General features: G+C 51.3%; 14 protein-coding genes. 7 read left to right on the top strand and 7 right to left on the bottom strand.

Annotated elements, in window-relative coordinates; all coding sequences use genetic code 11:
• Together BUF15_RS17170 and BUF15_RS17165 are read right to left on the bottom strand one after the other, a co-directional pair.
• The gene (locus tag BUF15_RS17170) at positions 1-1,395 is read right to left on the bottom strand and encodes a sigma-54-dependent transcriptional regulator (RefSeq protein WP_073614943.1); all 1,395 of its coding nucleotides are present in this window, start codon (positions 1,393-1,395) and stop codon (positions 1-3) included.
• Between the two features lie 292 nt (positions 1,396-1,687).
• Positions 1,688-1,999 (bottom strand): GIY-YIG nuclease family protein, encoded by a 312-nt coding sequence (locus BUF15_RS17165; protein ID WP_073614942.1) that lies wholly within the window; start codon positions 1,997-1,999, stop codon positions 1,688-1,690.
• Between the two features lie 119 nt (positions 2,000-2,118).
• On the opposite strand from BUF15_RS17165, the gene BUF15_RS26840 reads away from it, so the two are divergent.
• The 4 genes from BUF15_RS26840 to BUF15_RS17150 all read left to right on the top strand — a co-directional run bounded on the left by BUF15_RS26840 (position 2,119) and on the right by BUF15_RS17150 (position 5,574).
• Entirely contained in the window at positions 2,119-2,352 is a 234-nt protein-coding gene (locus tag BUF15_RS26840; RefSeq protein ID WP_234981206.1) for a twin-arginine translocase subunit TatC, read from the top strand.
• Positions 2,265-2,882, top strand: a complete 618-nt coding sequence (gene tatC, locus BUF15_RS17160) for a twin-arginine translocase subunit TatC (protein WP_143170756.1) — start codon at positions 2,265-2,267, stop codon at positions 2,880-2,882. The genes BUF15_RS26840 and tatC overlap by 88 nt, the downstream gene beginning before the upstream one ends.
• Positions 2,883-3,154: 272 nt before the next feature.
• The gene (locus BUF15_RS17155) at positions 3,155-4,426 is read left to right on the top strand and encodes a class II fructose-bisphosphate aldolase (protein WP_073614940.1); all 1,272 of its coding nucleotides are present in this window, start codon (positions 3,155-3,157) and stop codon (positions 4,424-4,426) included.
• Positions 4,427-4,560: 134 nt separating this feature from the next.
• Positions 4,561-5,574: an NAD-dependent epimerase gene (locus BUF15_RS17150; protein WP_073614939.1), complete on the top strand. Its 1,014-nt coding sequence runs from the start codon at positions 4,561-4,563 to the stop codon at positions 5,572-5,574.
• Positions 5,575-5,720: 146 nt separating this feature from the next.
• Here the strand turns inward: BUF15_RS17150 and BUF15_RS17145 are convergent, their stop codons facing one another.
• The 5 genes from BUF15_RS17145 to BUF15_RS17125 form a co-directional block, all read right to left on the bottom strand.
• Positions 5,721-6,848 (bottom strand): Lrp/AsnC ligand binding domain-containing protein, encoded by a 1,128-nt coding sequence (locus BUF15_RS17145; protein WP_084554124.1) that lies wholly within the window; start codon positions 6,846-6,848, stop codon positions 5,721-5,723.
• Positions 6,814-7,413 carry a metallophosphoesterase family protein gene (locus tag BUF15_RS17140; protein ID WP_073614938.1) on the bottom strand — a complete coding sequence of 200 codons (600 nt, stop codon included), beginning with the start codon at positions 7,411-7,413 and terminating at the stop codon, positions 6,814-6,816. The genes BUF15_RS17145 and BUF15_RS17140 overlap by 35 nt, the downstream gene beginning before the upstream one ends.
• A gap of 155 nt (positions 7,414-7,568) precedes the next feature.
• Complete coding sequence (gene dxs / locus BUF15_RS17135; RefSeq protein WP_073614937.1) at positions 7,569-9,491, bottom strand: 1-deoxy-D-xylulose-5-phosphate synthase; 1,923 nt, start codon at positions 9,489-9,491, stop codon at positions 7,569-7,571.
• A gap of 130 nt (positions 9,492-9,621) precedes the next feature.
• A complete protein-coding gene (locus tag BUF15_RS17130) occupies positions 9,622-10,518 on the bottom strand; it encodes a polyprenyl synthetase family protein (RefSeq protein ID WP_073614936.1) in 897 nt (298 codons plus the stop codon).
• The gene (locus tag BUF15_RS17125) at positions 10,493-10,741 is read right to left on the bottom strand and encodes an exodeoxyribonuclease VII small subunit (protein WP_073614935.1); all 249 of its coding nucleotides are present in this window, start codon (positions 10,739-10,741) and stop codon (positions 10,493-10,495) included. The genes BUF15_RS17130 and BUF15_RS17125 overlap by 26 nt, the downstream gene beginning before the upstream one ends.
• A 354-nt stretch (positions 10,742-11,095) precedes the next feature.
• On the opposite strand from BUF15_RS17125, the gene xerA reads away from it, so the two are divergent.
• From xerA to hslU, 3 genes are read left to right on the top strand one after another with little or no spacing between them, the layout of a single operon-like run.
• Positions 11,096-12,013, top strand: coding sequence for a site-specific tyrosine recombinase/integron integrase (gene xerA / locus BUF15_RS17120; RefSeq protein ID WP_073614934.1), 918 nt, complete (start codon positions 11,096-11,098; stop codon positions 12,011-12,013).
• A 55-nt stretch (positions 12,014-12,068) separates the two neighbouring features.
• A complete protein-coding gene (gene hslV / locus BUF15_RS17115) occupies positions 12,069-12,599 on the top strand; it encodes an ATP-dependent protease subunit HslV (RefSeq protein ID WP_073614933.1) in 531 nt (176 codons plus the stop codon).
• Entirely contained in the window at positions 12,596-14,011 is a 1,416-nt protein-coding gene (gene hslU / locus BUF15_RS17110; RefSeq protein WP_073614932.1) for an ATP-dependent protease ATPase subunit HslU, read from the top strand. Before hslV ends, hslU begins: the two co-directional genes overlap by 4 nt.
• Positions 14,012-14,020: the final 9 nt, after the last annotated feature.

The raw sequence follows: 14,020 nt of genomic DNA, 5'->3' as shown, positions 1-14,020 counted from the left end.
TTACTGGATGTCGTATTTTTTGACTTTATACCTGAATGAGCGAAAGCTCATCCGCAGCAGGTCGGCGGCGCGCATCTTGGAGTTGTTGGTCTTTTCGAGTGCATGGCAGATAAGCTCTTTCTCGAGGTTGGTAATTACCTCTTCCATGCCCAATTCGTAGAGTTCATCTTCCTTTATGACAGCAAGAAAATCGCCCTGTTGCCCATGGCCGTCACGTGATGTCTGTTCATGTTGCCTCCCTGTTAATGTGGAGCCCGGTAGGGTAAGGTTTTCCGGAAGGATGATGTTGGAGCTTTCGAGAGCCACACCTCGTTCGATAATATTTTCCAACTCACGCACGTTGCCTGGGAAATTATAGTTCATCAACACTTGCATGGCATAAGAGGATATTTCCCGTACCTCCTTGCCCAGAAGACGTGAATACTTCTCCAGGAAATGGTTGACCAGAAGTGGGACATCACTTTTCCGTTCTCTTAAGGACGGAACCCTGATCGGGACCACGGCCAACCGGTAAAAAAGGTCTTCTCTGAATCTGCCGGCGGTAATTTCATCTTCAAGCACACGGTTGGTTGCGGCAATGATTCGCACATTGATGCTGAGAATCTTATTGCCGCCCACTGGTTTGATCTCACGTTCCTGCAGAACCCTGAGAAGCTTGGTTTGAATAATGGGGGTCAGCTCGCCGATTTCGTCGAGGAAGGCCGTACCGTTGTCCGCTACCTGGAAAAGGCCGAGTTTGTCATGGATGGCACCGGTGAATGAACCTTTGACATGGCCGAACAGTTCGCTTTCCATCAGTTCTTCTGGAATGGCGCTGCAAGTGATCGGGACAAAAGGGTTGCCTGCGACCTTGCTGTGGGCATGGATGGCTTGAGCAACCAGCTCCTTGCCGGTACCGGATTCGCCGTAGATGAGGACATTGGCGGGAGTGGGGGCAACCCGTCTGATCATATCAAAGATCTTGACCATCTCCCGGCTCTGGCCGATGATGCCGGGAAAGGTGTCGGTCACCTTTCCGGCATTGGCATCATTACTACCCTTTTTGATGGCAGAGTTGATGACTGATTTAATCTCGTCAACGTTGAACGGTTTACTGATATAGTCGAAGGCCCCGAATTTCATAGCATGCACCGCATCGTTTGGTGAAGCGAAGGCGGTAATCATGATCACAGGAAGATCGGAAAAATCTTCCTTGATGGCTTCCAGCAGATCCAGGCCACTCATGCCTGGCATGCGAATGTCGGTGATGACCAGGTCGCAACTGTTGTTGCGAAGATGTTCCAGCGCGTCCGTACCATTGGGGGCTGTCGCAACCTGATGTCCTTCCTTGGTGAGCAGGATTTTGAGAAAGTCGCGCATACTGCGCTCATCATCGACAACCAGAATCTGAAACATAGCTACTCACCTCAAAACAACCAGGAGAAGGATGATACGGAAAATTAACGAGAACGTTCTCAAGGAAACAGACAAATGAGGCCAAAAAAAGTCGCATGTATTGGCGTCACGATCATTTTTTTCACGCTACGGTGCGTGAAAAAAAATAGTCAACATCAACTCAAAACGAGCTTACATCTTTTTCATTCCTGTACTTTTCATAAAGCTTCCCCTCAAAGCTTTATGGACGACAGTCTTAACGAATAACACGGCTGGCTTAAGTGTATAATACGATTTGAGATTATTCAAGCAGTTAAACTTCTTTCGTGTTGAATGTCAGCGAGGCGCTGTCGGTGGAAATCAATGTCTCCTTTTCGGTTCGGCTGAGCTGCTTGAGCTGGTATTCCCGCCTACAGGCAGCGCTACGGTTTGCGGCTTTTTCTACATGAACCAGCTGCACCGGGCGGCGTGCTCTGGTATAGCGGGCACCGGCGGCAGTACCATTATGCTCCCGTAATCGGCGGGTCAGGTTCGTGGTGACACCGGTGTAGAGTGATCCATCGGCGCACCTGAGCATATACACGACCCAGTCGTCGTATTGTTCATCTGTTGGATTCGATGGCATAGCGGGTGATTTCGTGGGGAAAAAGGCTGGGCATTGCAAATTCTTCTGTCAGGTGGTATTGAGTGTGAAGTTTTTCTTATCCCCTTTGTTAAGGGGCTCTTTTCAGCATGCGGAATGTTATGGATCAACACAATACACCAGATAGTTTTGAAAGTCAGGCGCTGACTGAACACCTCAGAGAGCTGCGCTCCTGCCTGATTGTCTCCTTTGTTGCCGTTTTTGCCGGATTCTGTCTCTCCTACGCCTTTATCAAGCCCATCGGCAGCTGGTTTTTCAAGCCGTTGACCGAAGTGCTGCCCGAAGGGACCTCTCTTATCTTCACATCCTACCAGGAAGGGTTTTTTTTTATCTAAAGCTTGCCCTCGTCTGCGGGCTGCTTTTGGCGAGCCCGGTGATTTTTTCTCAGATCTGGCGGTTTGTAGCCCCAGGACTATATAAGCACGAAAAACGGGTATTGGTGCCGTTTAGCCTACTCTCCACTTTCTGCTTTATTGGTGGCACCGCCTTCGGGTATTTAGTGGTCTTCCCACCGGCCTTTCGGTTTCTTGTCGGTTACAACAACGAATTTCTTACATCGCTGCCGGCCGTGAGCGAATATTTCTCCCTGGCAATACGGCTTCTGCTAGCCTTTGGGGTGATTTTTGAAATGCCGATGCTGATGGTTTTCCTTGCCAAAGCGGGTATTGTCGATACATCTTTTCTCAACCGTAACCGCAAGTATGCAATTCTTATTAATTTCATTATTGCTGCCATACTCACTCCCACTCCAGATGTTGTCAACCAGATGATGATGGGGATTCCGCTGCTCATCCTCTATGAGATCAGTGTGGTGGCTGTCTGGCTGTTTGGCCGGAAAAAGTTTGTCGACTTTCAGGGTGGTTGATTCATATGTCAGGCTGTTGCTGGAAAATGCAGATATTATAATATCATGAATACGATTATAGATTCTGGATTTCCAGCTGCAGTTACTGTATAACATAAGAATATGTAACCACCGCTGACCTGGTAAGAACGAACGACGAGTGGCCAAAGTTCAATTATTTGATCTGTTCATTTGACGTGTACGTTCTAAAGGTTCTGCTATGGTGGGTCTGTCATTTTGTGTTGCAGTGAAACGTCCCTGCAACTGACATGAAGACAACAACGGAGGAGAACATGATTCTTGCTGAAGAATATAAAAAGGTTGTGAAGATTGGTCGGCCACCCAATATCGCAAGGCTCTTTCCCCATTCACAGGCGTTGATCGTCAGTGGTAAGGTCATCGATCGGGCCATGTTCGCCAAAGGGCGGGCAATGACGATTGCGGCCAACGGCCGGAGTCACCTTGTTATTCGCGGCGCTCTTATGGCGGCACAGAGGGCCGATGCAGCCATTATCGTCGAAATTGCCCGTTCGGAGTGTGGTTATTGTCCAGTAAATTTTTATAATATTGCCCGACAGGTGGATGCTCTTTGCAATGAATTGGGGATTACCGTACCGGTTGCGGTCCACGCTGATCATTACGGGATCAAGAGTGAGGCCGATATCCCCTATGCCAAGATAGAGCTCCCCTCAATGTTTGATGCAGGCATTACCTCGATCGCGGTGGATGCCTCACATATGCCTGATGACAAAAACCTGCTGGCCAATATCGAGTTGAACGCCCTGATTCCTTCCTGGGCCGGGCTTGAGACTGAGGTTGGAGAAATTAAAGGCGCTGAAGGGCTGTCCACCGTTGATGATGCTTCATTTCTTATCAAAGGTTTAAACGCCTACGGTATTTCTGCAGACTGGATCGCCTTGAACAACGGCACTACCCATGGACTTGAGGCCAGTGGTCAGGGGATTCAGGTGGAGCTGACTGCCTCGATCCATAAAGCATTGGAGCCGTTTAGGGTTTCCGGCGCGCAGCATGGAACTTCCGGCAACAGTTCGGAAAAACTCCGAGCCATTGCCAGTGACACATACACTACCAAGGCCAATGTCGCCACAGCGCTGCAGATGGTAAGTTGGGGGCTTGAGGTCAACGATTATGGCAATGCTATCCGCGATGATGACGGCAATTTCCATAAATTGCCCGGTGAGGGAGTAAGTGAAGAACTGTGGGCGGAGATGACAGCCTACGCCGCCAAACAGGGCCTCAAGGGCGGTGACTACAAAAAACTCAATCTGCCGTTCGAGACCAAAATTCTCGCTCAGGAAAGAACAATCCGCGACCGCATGGCCAAGCGGGTTGAGGACTTTGTTTACACACTTTTAGTAAACGTATTTAACGCTGAGGGTACTGGTACCATTGCCAAAGACCTGCTCATGAAAGCTAAAAGTTATGATCTCGGACCAAAAGCTGGTCGCGTCGAGGATGCGGCTGACTGGAGCCGTGAAAAAATTATTGAACGGGCGAAAACGCTGGTTGTCAATTCTGGTCCCGCAGGGAATTTTGACGACTGATTGCACCATGTATATATGAGAAAGCAATATCTTGCGATAAGATAGCTGTCGTATCGTAAATGCGTTACCAATATTCCGGGGATTGCCCTTACAAGGGAACCCCGGATTTTTTTGAATGTTCATTGGGAAAGGAAATGAAGAAGATACTCATCACGGGTGCGGCTGGTTTCATTGGCGCCCACTTAAGTCAAAAACTTATTGCCAGCGGTGCCGAGGTCTGGGGCATCGACAATATTAACGACTATTATGATCCGCAGCTCAAGCGTGATCGAATGGCAACCCTGGCTGAGGGTGAGCGTTTCACCCATCTGGATATCAATATCGCCGACCGAGAGGCCATGGCGCGGTTGTTTCAGGAGCATCGCTTCGATGCGGTAGTGAACCTTGCCGCCCAGGCTGGAGTGCGTTATTCACTGATCAACCCACACTCCTACGTGGACACCAATCTGGTCGGTTTCGTCAACTTGCTGGAGGGGTGCCGCCACTCGGGGGTGAAACATTTTGTTTACGCCTCTTCCAGTTCGGTATATGGCGCCAATACGAACATGCCTTTTTCAGTGCATGATAACGTGGACCATCCCGTATCTCTCTATGCAGCATCCAAGAAGGCGAATGAGTTGATGGCTCATACCTATAGCCACCTCTTTGGGTTACCGACAACTGGGCTCAGGTTTTTTACGGTCTATGGGCCATGGGGCCGGCCGGATATGGCGTTGTTTCTCTTCACCAAGGCGATTCTTGCCGGTGAGCCTATTGATGTGTTCAACAACGGTAATATGGAGCGGGATTTTACGTATATTGATGATATTGTCGAGGGCGTCTACCGGGTAATTTACAAGATTGCTGAGCCCAATGACGATTGGAGTGGCGACAAGCCTGATCCGGCTACCTCCTATTGTCCGTGGCGGGTCTATAATATTGGCAATAATAATAAGGAAAAGCTGCTCAGGTATATCGAGGTGCTGGAGAACTGCCTGGGGAAAAAGGCGGACAAAAATTTCCTCCCCATGCAGCCGGGTGACGTCCCCGCCACCTATGCCAACGTCGAGGATCTGGTACGCGATTTTGACTACAAGCCGGGCACCACCTTGGAGTACGGTATCGGTAAGTTTGTTGAGTGGTATAAGAAATATTACAAGGTCAGCTGACAGACAAGATCCAGGTGTATTGGTAGTTCCTCAATGTGGAATACAAAAAGGGTTGGTGCAAAGAGAAATTTTGCACCAACCCTTTTTTTTATAAAAACAGTCGACCTGAGAATTCAATGGCCGGAGAGCATTTTTCCAGATTGCTTTCAGGCCGCTGGTAGCGTTCCGTTCTTATCTTTATCAATCGCAATCCCTGGCAGGAGAGTCTGGGTTGCCCGAACCCCTTTCCATTGCCGGATGGTACTGGTCAGAAACTGGGAGAGCAGTTCCGCATCCGAGGAGAGCAGGTCGCGGGTCAGGACAATCTTGGCGATAATGTCGATGGAGCCGTGAACCGAGTGGACCTCGCGAACCTCATCCAGTGCCACCAGTTTGTCGAAGATGCGTTGTTCATACTTGCCGTCAACATTAAGGAGGACAAAGGCCATTATTTCGCGGCGCATTTCCGGGTATTCCTGTTCCTTGTGTTCGGCCATCTGGGCCCGAAACTCCTCCATGTCTTTTGGGATAAGTTTGTCTACGCCAATCCCGTATTTCCTTGCTTTGCCTTTTTCCCATTGGTGCACCGAGATGTATAAGTAGAGATCATCGACTGTGCGGTGAGAAAATGATTTAACCAGGCCGCTATTGTTAATGATGGTTGCAAGTGGTCGATAAATGGTGCGATACCAGTCTGCAGCCGCCTTCTTGTAGCTGATATCCTGCTGTTTTTCTTCTGAGAGCCAGGCTTGGTGCTCGCGGATCTGCCATTCAAGGTGAGCGAACTGGCCGAATTCGGTGAGATTAATGGTTTTGGCCAGACCGGCTTTGTCGCGAAACTCGGTCTTTTCGATGTAGAGTCTGTTTTCAAGAGTGTCGGTGGACGGCAGCAGCTCAAGGATGCAGGCGTTGATGTGGGTATGACCCAGCTCTTTGGCTGCTGTGACCCGGTGGTGACCGTCGAGAATGAAATAGTCATCCTTGATCTGGTAGAGTGATACCGGTGGGAGGGCACGACCCTCACGCATCCTCTTCAAAATAGCTTGTAGTCGTTCGTTGCCGGAGGTGTCACGGATAGGATTGAACTGGCTGTCGAAATCGCGATACCGGCCGACGCTGCCGACAATGCGGTCCAGTGGCACCATGGAGTTCCCCCGGTCCACAGAGTCGTAGGCTTGTTCGCTCTCCTGTCGATCGCCGAAGCTCTGGAGCTGGTCACTCTCTTTTCTCTGGGCAAACGGGTTCAGCTTGTTGATAAAATCAAACGGGCTCGATTTCGAAGGTGTAGTAGCCATAGCTGTTGATTACCTGAGTTGTGCCGAACATGCTCGTACGTTCGGCATCATCTTGAAAAATTCTGTGAATATGACCATGCACCATATAGCGGGGCTTGTTTTTGGCCAACAGCTTATGATAGGCATGAAATCCACGATGGCAGGGATCCTCGGCGTCTCCAATATATCGGGGTGGTGCATGGGTAACGATGAGATCTACTCCGGTGCGCCAGAATTTAAACCACATTCTGCGGATGTAGCGGGTCATCTCTTTTTCGGTGTACTGATTGACATTGCCGTTGTACCAGCGGCTGCCAGAAAAACCGGCAATCCTTATTCCATGATGTACAACCAGTCGCCGATGGATGGCATGGCACCCTACCGGCGGTGCAGCATCGTAGCGAATGTCATGATTACCGAGCACGTAATAGAGCGGCACATTGTAGATGGAGCGGAGTGCGGTGAGGTACTCGGGTGGCAGATCACCGCAGCCGATGATGAACTCTATGCCAGCAAGTTCGGGCGGGGGATTGTCACGGTCCAGCAGCTTTTCGGTGACGGTGTCGGCGACAGTAAGAATTTTCATCTGGTTGGCTGGAAAAAGAGCAGCAGCTCATGAGGTTCAACGGGAACACAGCACCTGTCAGAAATGATGATCTCGTAAAAAGTCATCTTTGCCATACAAGCGGGCTAAGCAAAAGTTCGACCCACAACGACGTGAATCGCTTTTGCATGAGATCATCAGAGATAAATATTGGGATCTTTGTCCATAATCTGCAAGGCTGCTCGGACAATTGCGGGAACATCAATACCGCCATTTTTCCACAGTGTCCGCTGTGGCCCATGTTCGACAAAACCATCAGCATAGCCAAGTGTCCTGGTTCGCACCGTATGCAGACCCCTGGTCGCAAGCAGCTCAAGTATGGAACTGCCAAAGCCTCCGGCAATGGCGCCATCCTCTATGGTAACGACTCTGTCAGTGCGTTGTGCCCATTCAAGAATCAGGTTGGCGTCAAGGGGTTTAATAAAGCGCGGGTTGATGACCGCAGCCTGAAAGCCCATTTCTTTAAGCTTTGCGGCCGCGTTCAGCGCAGGGTAGACCCTGTTGCCAACCGGCAGAAGCAGCACATCATCACCTTCGGCGAGCAGTTCACCACGGCCTATTTCCAGTAGCTGTAATTCTTTCTTCATTACCACATTTTCTCCGCTTCCCCGGGGGTAGCGAACCGCCGTTGGTCCATTGTAATTCACGGCGGTGTAGAGCATATGGCGCAGTTCATCTTCGTCTTTAGGCGCCATCAGGACAATGTTTGGAATATAGCGAAGAAACGAGATGTCAAAGACGCCGTGATGGGTCGGTCCGTCATCGCCCACAACTCCGGCACGGTCGATGGCAAAGGTGACCGGCAGGTTGGGAATGCAGACATCATGCAGTATCTGATCCATGGCCCGCTGCAGAAAGGTAGAATAAATTGCCACCACGGGGCGCAGTCCTTCGGTGGCCATGCCGGCGGCAAAGGTAACAGCGTGCTGCTCAGCGATGCCTACATCAAAGAAACGGTTTGGATATTTCTTGGCAAAACCGGCCAGGCCGGTGCCGGTCACCATGGCGGCGGAAATGGCGGTGATGCGTTCATCATTTTCGGCCATGTCGCAGAGGGTGTTGCCAAAGATGCTGGTGTAACTTGGAGACCCGTTGGACGAATGCGGTGTTCCTGTTTCGATATCAAATGGCCCGACACCATGATATAGACCGGGATTTTTTTCCGCCGGTTCATACCCCTTACCCTTGGTGGTGAGAATATGAATGAGGGTGGGGCCGTGGGAGTTATCACGGGCATTGCGCAGGGCGGGGATCAGCTCTTCGTAATCGTGGCCCATGATTGGTCCGATATAGTCGAACTTGAATGCCTCAAAGAGCATACCCGGCGTAAAAAACGACTTGAACGATTCCTCACTTTTCTTGAGGACGCTCAGGATGTTCTCGCCCACATTGGAAAGTGCCGTCAGCCGCTCTTCAATGTGGTTTTTTACCCGACGCATGGTTTTGCCTGTGAGCTTGCGGCTTAGAAAGCTCGAAAGTGCGCCGACGTTGGGGGAGATTGACATCTCGTTGTCGTTGAGGATGACGATCAGGTCCTTGTTCAGGTGGCCGGCATGATTGAGCGCTTCAAACGCCATACCGGCAGTCATCGAACCGTCTCCGATGATGGCAATCGCCTTGTTGCCATTCTGCCCAAGGCTCTTGCCGACCGTCATGCCCAGAGCGGCCGAAATGGAGGTTGAGCTGTGGCCTGTTTCAAAGGCGTCGTAGATGCTTTCCTTGAATTTTGGAAAACCGCTCATCCCCTTGTACTGTCTTAGGCTGGCGAATTGTTCCACCCGTCCGGTGAGAAGTTTGTGGGCATAGGATTGATGACCCACATCCCAGATCAGCTTGTCGTCCGGAGTATTGAAGACATAATGCAGGGCTATGGTCAACTCAACCACGCCGAGGCTCGGGGCGAGGTGGCCGCCGGTCCTGGAAACGGTATGGATGATGGTGTCACGGATTTCCTGGGCGAGCTGGTTCAGCTCCGGCAGGGAAAAGTCGCGGATGTCTTCGGGAGAGTGTACTTTCGGCAACAGCAACGTGGCCGGATCTTGGAGAAGTGTGGTTAACATGTCATTACAATACGTAGAGGTCGACAATCAATGCTGCCGACGCGAAAAACGCTATAAACCGATTTCCAAAATAAAGAGTACCACACCGTGTGCGATCTGCAAACTGGTTGGCATCAGAGGTTGGAAGAACTCAGTTGCTGCGTGTGTAAATATATTCGGCAATCGCCCGTAAAGGCTCGGCCTTGGCATCAAAACTGGAAAGCGACGCAATAGCGCGATCTACCGCCTCCTGCGCCAGGCGTCGTGTCTCTTCTATGCCGAAATATCCAGGGTAGGTAGCCTTGCCCCGTACCACATCACTGCCAGCCGCCTTACCCAGTTGCTCGGTGGTGGCGGTTGCGTTCAGCAGGTCGTCGACTATCTGAAAGGCAAGGCCGACGTTATCTCCATATTCTGTCAGACGGGAAAACTGTTCCTGATTGGCGCCTGCCGCGACAGCACCGGCCTGCACCGAGCAGGTGATCAGTGCTCCGGTCTTGCTGCGGTGAATGGTTTTGAGGGTTTCAAAGGGAAACTCTGTATTTTCTGATGCGATATCGAGTGACTGTCCACCGACCATGCCAAGAGAACCCGCAGCTGTGGCAATAAGCGACATGATGCGCAGCCGGCTGGTGGGTTCAAGAGTGGCAGTTGTGTCATCCGAGAGCAATTGAAAGGCGAAGGTAAGCAGTCCGTCGCCGGCCAGGATTGCACCGGCTTCGCCATAGAGCACATGGTTGGTCGGTTTGCCCCGGCGCAGCTCATCGTCGTCCATTGCGGGCAGATCGTCATGAATAAGCGAGTAGGTGTGGATGCACTCCAGAGCGCAGCTTACCGGCATGAGATTTTCATATGTCTGCCGGCTGTCATCAATTGCACTGCCAGCTGCCAGGCACAGGATCGGCCGGACCCGTTTACCGCCGGCAAAAAGACTGTAACGCATGGCCTCGATATGGGGCTTGAAAGGGCCTTCTGCTGGGAGCATGAAACGCTCTAGTGCACTTTCAACAACGGCGCGTTGTTCACTCAGATAGGTCTTGATGTTCACGTTCTTCCTCGGCAAATGGTACCGCTTCGATTTCACCGTTCTTTTCAAGAAGCAGTTCGACTTTTGCCCGTGCTTCTTCCAGCTGTTCGTTGCAGAATCTTGCAAGCTGCACGCCTTCGTCAAATTTCTTCAGGCTCTTGTCAAGGCTCAGGTCGCCTTCTTCAAGCTCTTGAGTGATCTCTTCCAAACGTGCCAGCGCTGCTTCAAATGTTTTTTTCGCCATTGTTGTGTCCGGTTTACCGGGTAAAAGAGGGTCGAATCCCTCATGAATTCAGTGTAGGATAAAGAGGATTCGTGACCTCGATCGTCTGGGCAGTGATGCAGGCCATGACGATGATGAGCTTCTGAACAGGTCTGTATGCACGCCACGTTACAGCGTTCAATTGCACCATTGAGTCGTTGGTTACTGCTGTTTTTAACAAAGAGGACAGTATATCTATCCCGGCAGTTCCGTGCAAGCGTTGATTTCGGCTATTGTCAGGCCGATTTTTCTTCTATATGAGGCCTGGCAAGGGGTTGTGGATTCATATGTTTAGACTATCTAACTTCAAGAAGTGGCGACAATTATCCGATTTTCATGAAAGAATCAATACTCCGGTTCGCAGGTTGGCTTGCCGTCGATAAAGGCTATTCTGAACACACCGTCAGCGGCTACAGTCGTGACCTACTCGAGTTTGCCGCGTACCTTGGTGATAATCCCGGGCTGGAGATGATGGATGCGGTGAAGATACGTTCCTTTGTTGTGAGTCTGCATGGTCGCAACAGCAGTGCAACAGTAGGTCGCAAGCTTTCGGCTCTCAGAACCTTCTGTCGTTTTCTGCAGCGGCGAGGCGCTATCACTGTAGATCCGCTATCCGGCATCACCGGACCGAAAATCGGGCAGGCCATACCGGTATTCCTCACCGTGGATGAGACATTTGCTCTTCTTGAAGAACCCGGTTCCCGTGATACGTTTATGCTGAGGGACCAGGCAATGCTTGAGCTGCTCTACTCAACCGGTATGCGGGTTTCCGAACTTGTTTCAAGGGACATCCCTGACCTTGATTTCACAACTGAAGTGCTTAGGGTGAGGGGCAAAGGAAACAAGGAGAGGATTGTTCCCGTGGGCCGCCCGGCGCTGGAGGCCTTGAAATCATGGCTACCACAACGACACCAACTCATTGTCGAGCGGGCTGCCAGAGGAAAACCTGCAACTACCGAGGCGCTCTTTTTAAATAACAGGGGCAGCCGTCTGACGAGTCGCAGTGTGGAGCGTCTGGTACGGATGTATGGCGAGAGGGCCGGTATTACCCAGATTGTTACGCCCCACGCGTTGCGGCATTCATTTGCCACGCACATGCTGGAGATGGGAGCTGATCTGCGTGCAGTACAGGAACTTCTTGGGCACGCCAGCCTCTCCACAACCCAGCGCTATACCCATTTAACTCTCGATCATCTTGCCGATGTCTATGACAAGGCGCATCCGCTGTCGTCCGGAGATGAACGAGGGGAGTGAATTGAAAAGTACCGTAAAATTAACACTTACAACACATTCCAGGAATCAGGTTGAAATGAAAATACGATCGACAACAATTCTGGCCGTCCGCCACAAAGGTGAGGTGGTCATTGCCGGTGACGGGCAGGTCTCGCTCGGCAACACTGTTATGAAGCATGATGCCCGCAAGGTGCGCAGGCTCTATAAAGATAAGGTTATTGTCGGCTTTGCCGGTGCCACCGCCGATGCCTTTACCCTTTTTGAAAAACTGGAACAGAAGCTGGAACAATACAACGGCAACCTGATGCGCGCGGCAGTAGAACTGGCCAAGGACTGGCGGATGGACAAGATGCTGCGACGTCTTGAGGCCATGATCATCGCCGTGGACAAGGATCATTCGCTCCTTCTTTCCGGCACCGGTGATGTCATCGAGCCGGATCAGGGCATTCTAGCCATTGGTTCCGGTGGGCCATACGCCCAGGCCGCGGCCCTGGCTCTGGTGCAAAAGAGTGATCTCGGCGCCGAGGAAATAGCCCGAACCGCCTTAGAAATTGCAGGCTCTATCTGTGTCTATACCAATCATTCCATAGTTGTTGAGAAGATATGATTACAACCGATTCGCTGACTCCCAAAGAAATACTGGCAGAACTGGATAAATACATCATTGGTCAAAGTGCCGCGAAGCGGTCCGTAGCGATTGCGCTTCGCAACCGGTGGCGGAGGCGGCAGGTGGCTTCACCGCTCCGTGAAGAGATCATGCCCAAAAACATCATCATGATCGGCCCCACCGGTGTTGGCAAGACTGAGATTGCCAGGCGCTTGGCCTCGTTAGCCCAGTCTCCGTTTATTAAGGTTGAGGCCTCGAAATTTACCGAGGTCGGCTATGTTGGCCGGGATGTGGAATCCATGGTTCGTGATCTGGTAGAGCTGGCCATAGCCATGGTGAAAAACGAGGAAAAAGAGCGCATTAAGGGGATTGCCGAAGCCAACGCCGAGGATCGGCTGCTGGATCTGCTGCTGCCGACAGCAGGAGGAACTCCTGCTGCGGCGACCGGCCCGGAGGGAAACAACTCTTTTACCCTCAAGGATTACAACATGCCGGTGACCACTGAGGCGACGCCTCAGGAAAATTCCACCAGGGAAAAATTCCGGCAGATGCTGCGCGACGGCAAGCTCGATGAGCGTGAGGTGGAAGTGCAGCTGAAAGATTCGCAGTCGATGCCGATGATCGAGATAGTCACCGGTTCTTCTGGGGTGGAGGATATGCAGAGCAGCCTGCAGGATGCTTTTTCCAAGATGTTCCCGAAAAAGAAGAAAAACCGCAAAATGAAGATTCAGGATGCTCTCGGTGCGCTCAAGAAAGAAGAGATGGAGCGGCTGGTGGACATGGACAAGGTGGTAAAAGAGGCTCTCCGGCGTACCGAGGAGTCGGGTATTATCTTCTTAGATGAGATCGACAAAATTGCTTCTCGTTCCGGAGGTGGTGGTCATGGGCCGGAAGTATCACGTGAAGGGGTTCAGCGTGATCTTCTCCCGATTGTGGAAGGCTCCACCATCTCCACCAAGTACGGCATGGTCCGAACCGACCATATCCTTTTTATCGCCAGTGGTGCTTTTCATGTGGCGAAGCCGTCTGATCTCATCCCGGAATTGCAGGGTCGCTTTCCTATTCGGGTTGAGTTGCAGTCGCTTGGCAAAGAGGAGTTTATCCGGATTCTCACTGAACCGGAAAATGCTCTGACAAAACAGTATGTAGCGCTGATGGCCACCGAGGACATTGAGCTGATCTTTACTGACGACGGTATCGAGGCGATGGCCGACATCGCTGTACAGGTTAACGAGAAAACCGAAGAGATCGGCGCCCGAAGGTTACATACCGTTCTGGAGCGAGTACTCGACGCCCTCTCGTTTGATGCCTCGGAGCGCAGTGACAAGAAATTTGTGGTCACCGGAGAGTATGTTCGTTCCCAGCTGGATGATATTGTTCAGGACCAGGACTTAAGCAGATATATTCTATAGAGGTTTTTG

Origin of the sequence: Desulfopila aestuarii DSM 18488, assembly GCF_900143695.1 — a bacterium.
GTDB lineage: Bacteria > Desulfobacterota > Desulfobulbia > Desulfobulbales > Desulfocapsaceae > Desulfopila > Desulfopila aestuarii.
This window is presented reverse-complemented; position numbering and strand designations above follow the sequence as displayed.

Coding starts and splice junctions, on each gene's coding strand:
- BUF15_RS17170 (WP_073614943.1), bottom strand. CDS start 1,395: ATGTTTCAGATTCTGGTTGTCGATGATGAGCGCAGTATGCGCGACTTT.
- BUF15_RS17165 (WP_073614942.1), bottom strand. CDS start 1,999: ATGCCATCGAATCCAACAGATGAACAATACGACGACTGGGTCGTGTAT.
- BUF15_RS26840 (WP_234981206.1), top strand. CDS start 2,119: ATGGATCAACACAATACACCAGATAGTTTTGAAAGTCAGGCGCTGACT.
- BUF15_RS17155 (WP_073614940.1), top strand. CDS start 3,155: ATGATTCTTGCTGAAGAATATAAAAAGGTTGTGAAGATTGGTCGGCCA.
- BUF15_RS17150 (WP_073614939.1), top strand. CDS start 4,561: ATGAAGAAGATACTCATCACGGGTGCGGCTGGTTTCATTGGCGCCCAC.
- BUF15_RS17145 (WP_084554124.1), bottom strand. CDS start 6,848: ATGGCTACTACACCTTCGAAATCGAGCCCGTTTGATTTTATCAACAAG.
- BUF15_RS17140 (WP_073614938.1), bottom strand. CDS start 7,413: ATGAAAATTCTTACTGTCGCCGACACCGTCACCGAAAAGCTGCTGGAC.
- dxs (WP_073614937.1), bottom strand. CDS start 9,491: ATGTTAACCACACTTCTCCAAGATCCGGCCACGTTGCTGTTGCCGAAA.
- BUF15_RS17125 (WP_073614935.1), bottom strand. CDS start 10,741: ATGGCGAAAAAAACATTTGAAGCAGCGCTGGCACGTTTGGAAGAGATC.
- xerA (WP_073614934.1), top strand. CDS start 11,096: ATGAAAGAATCAATACTCCGGTTCGCAGGTTGGCTTGCCGTCGATAAA.
- hslV (WP_073614933.1), top strand. CDS start 12,069: ATGAAAATACGATCGACAACAATTCTGGCCGTCCGCCACAAAGGTGAG.
- hslU (WP_073614932.1), top strand. CDS start 12,596: ATGATTACAACCGATTCGCTGACTCCCAAAGAAATACTGGCAGAACTG.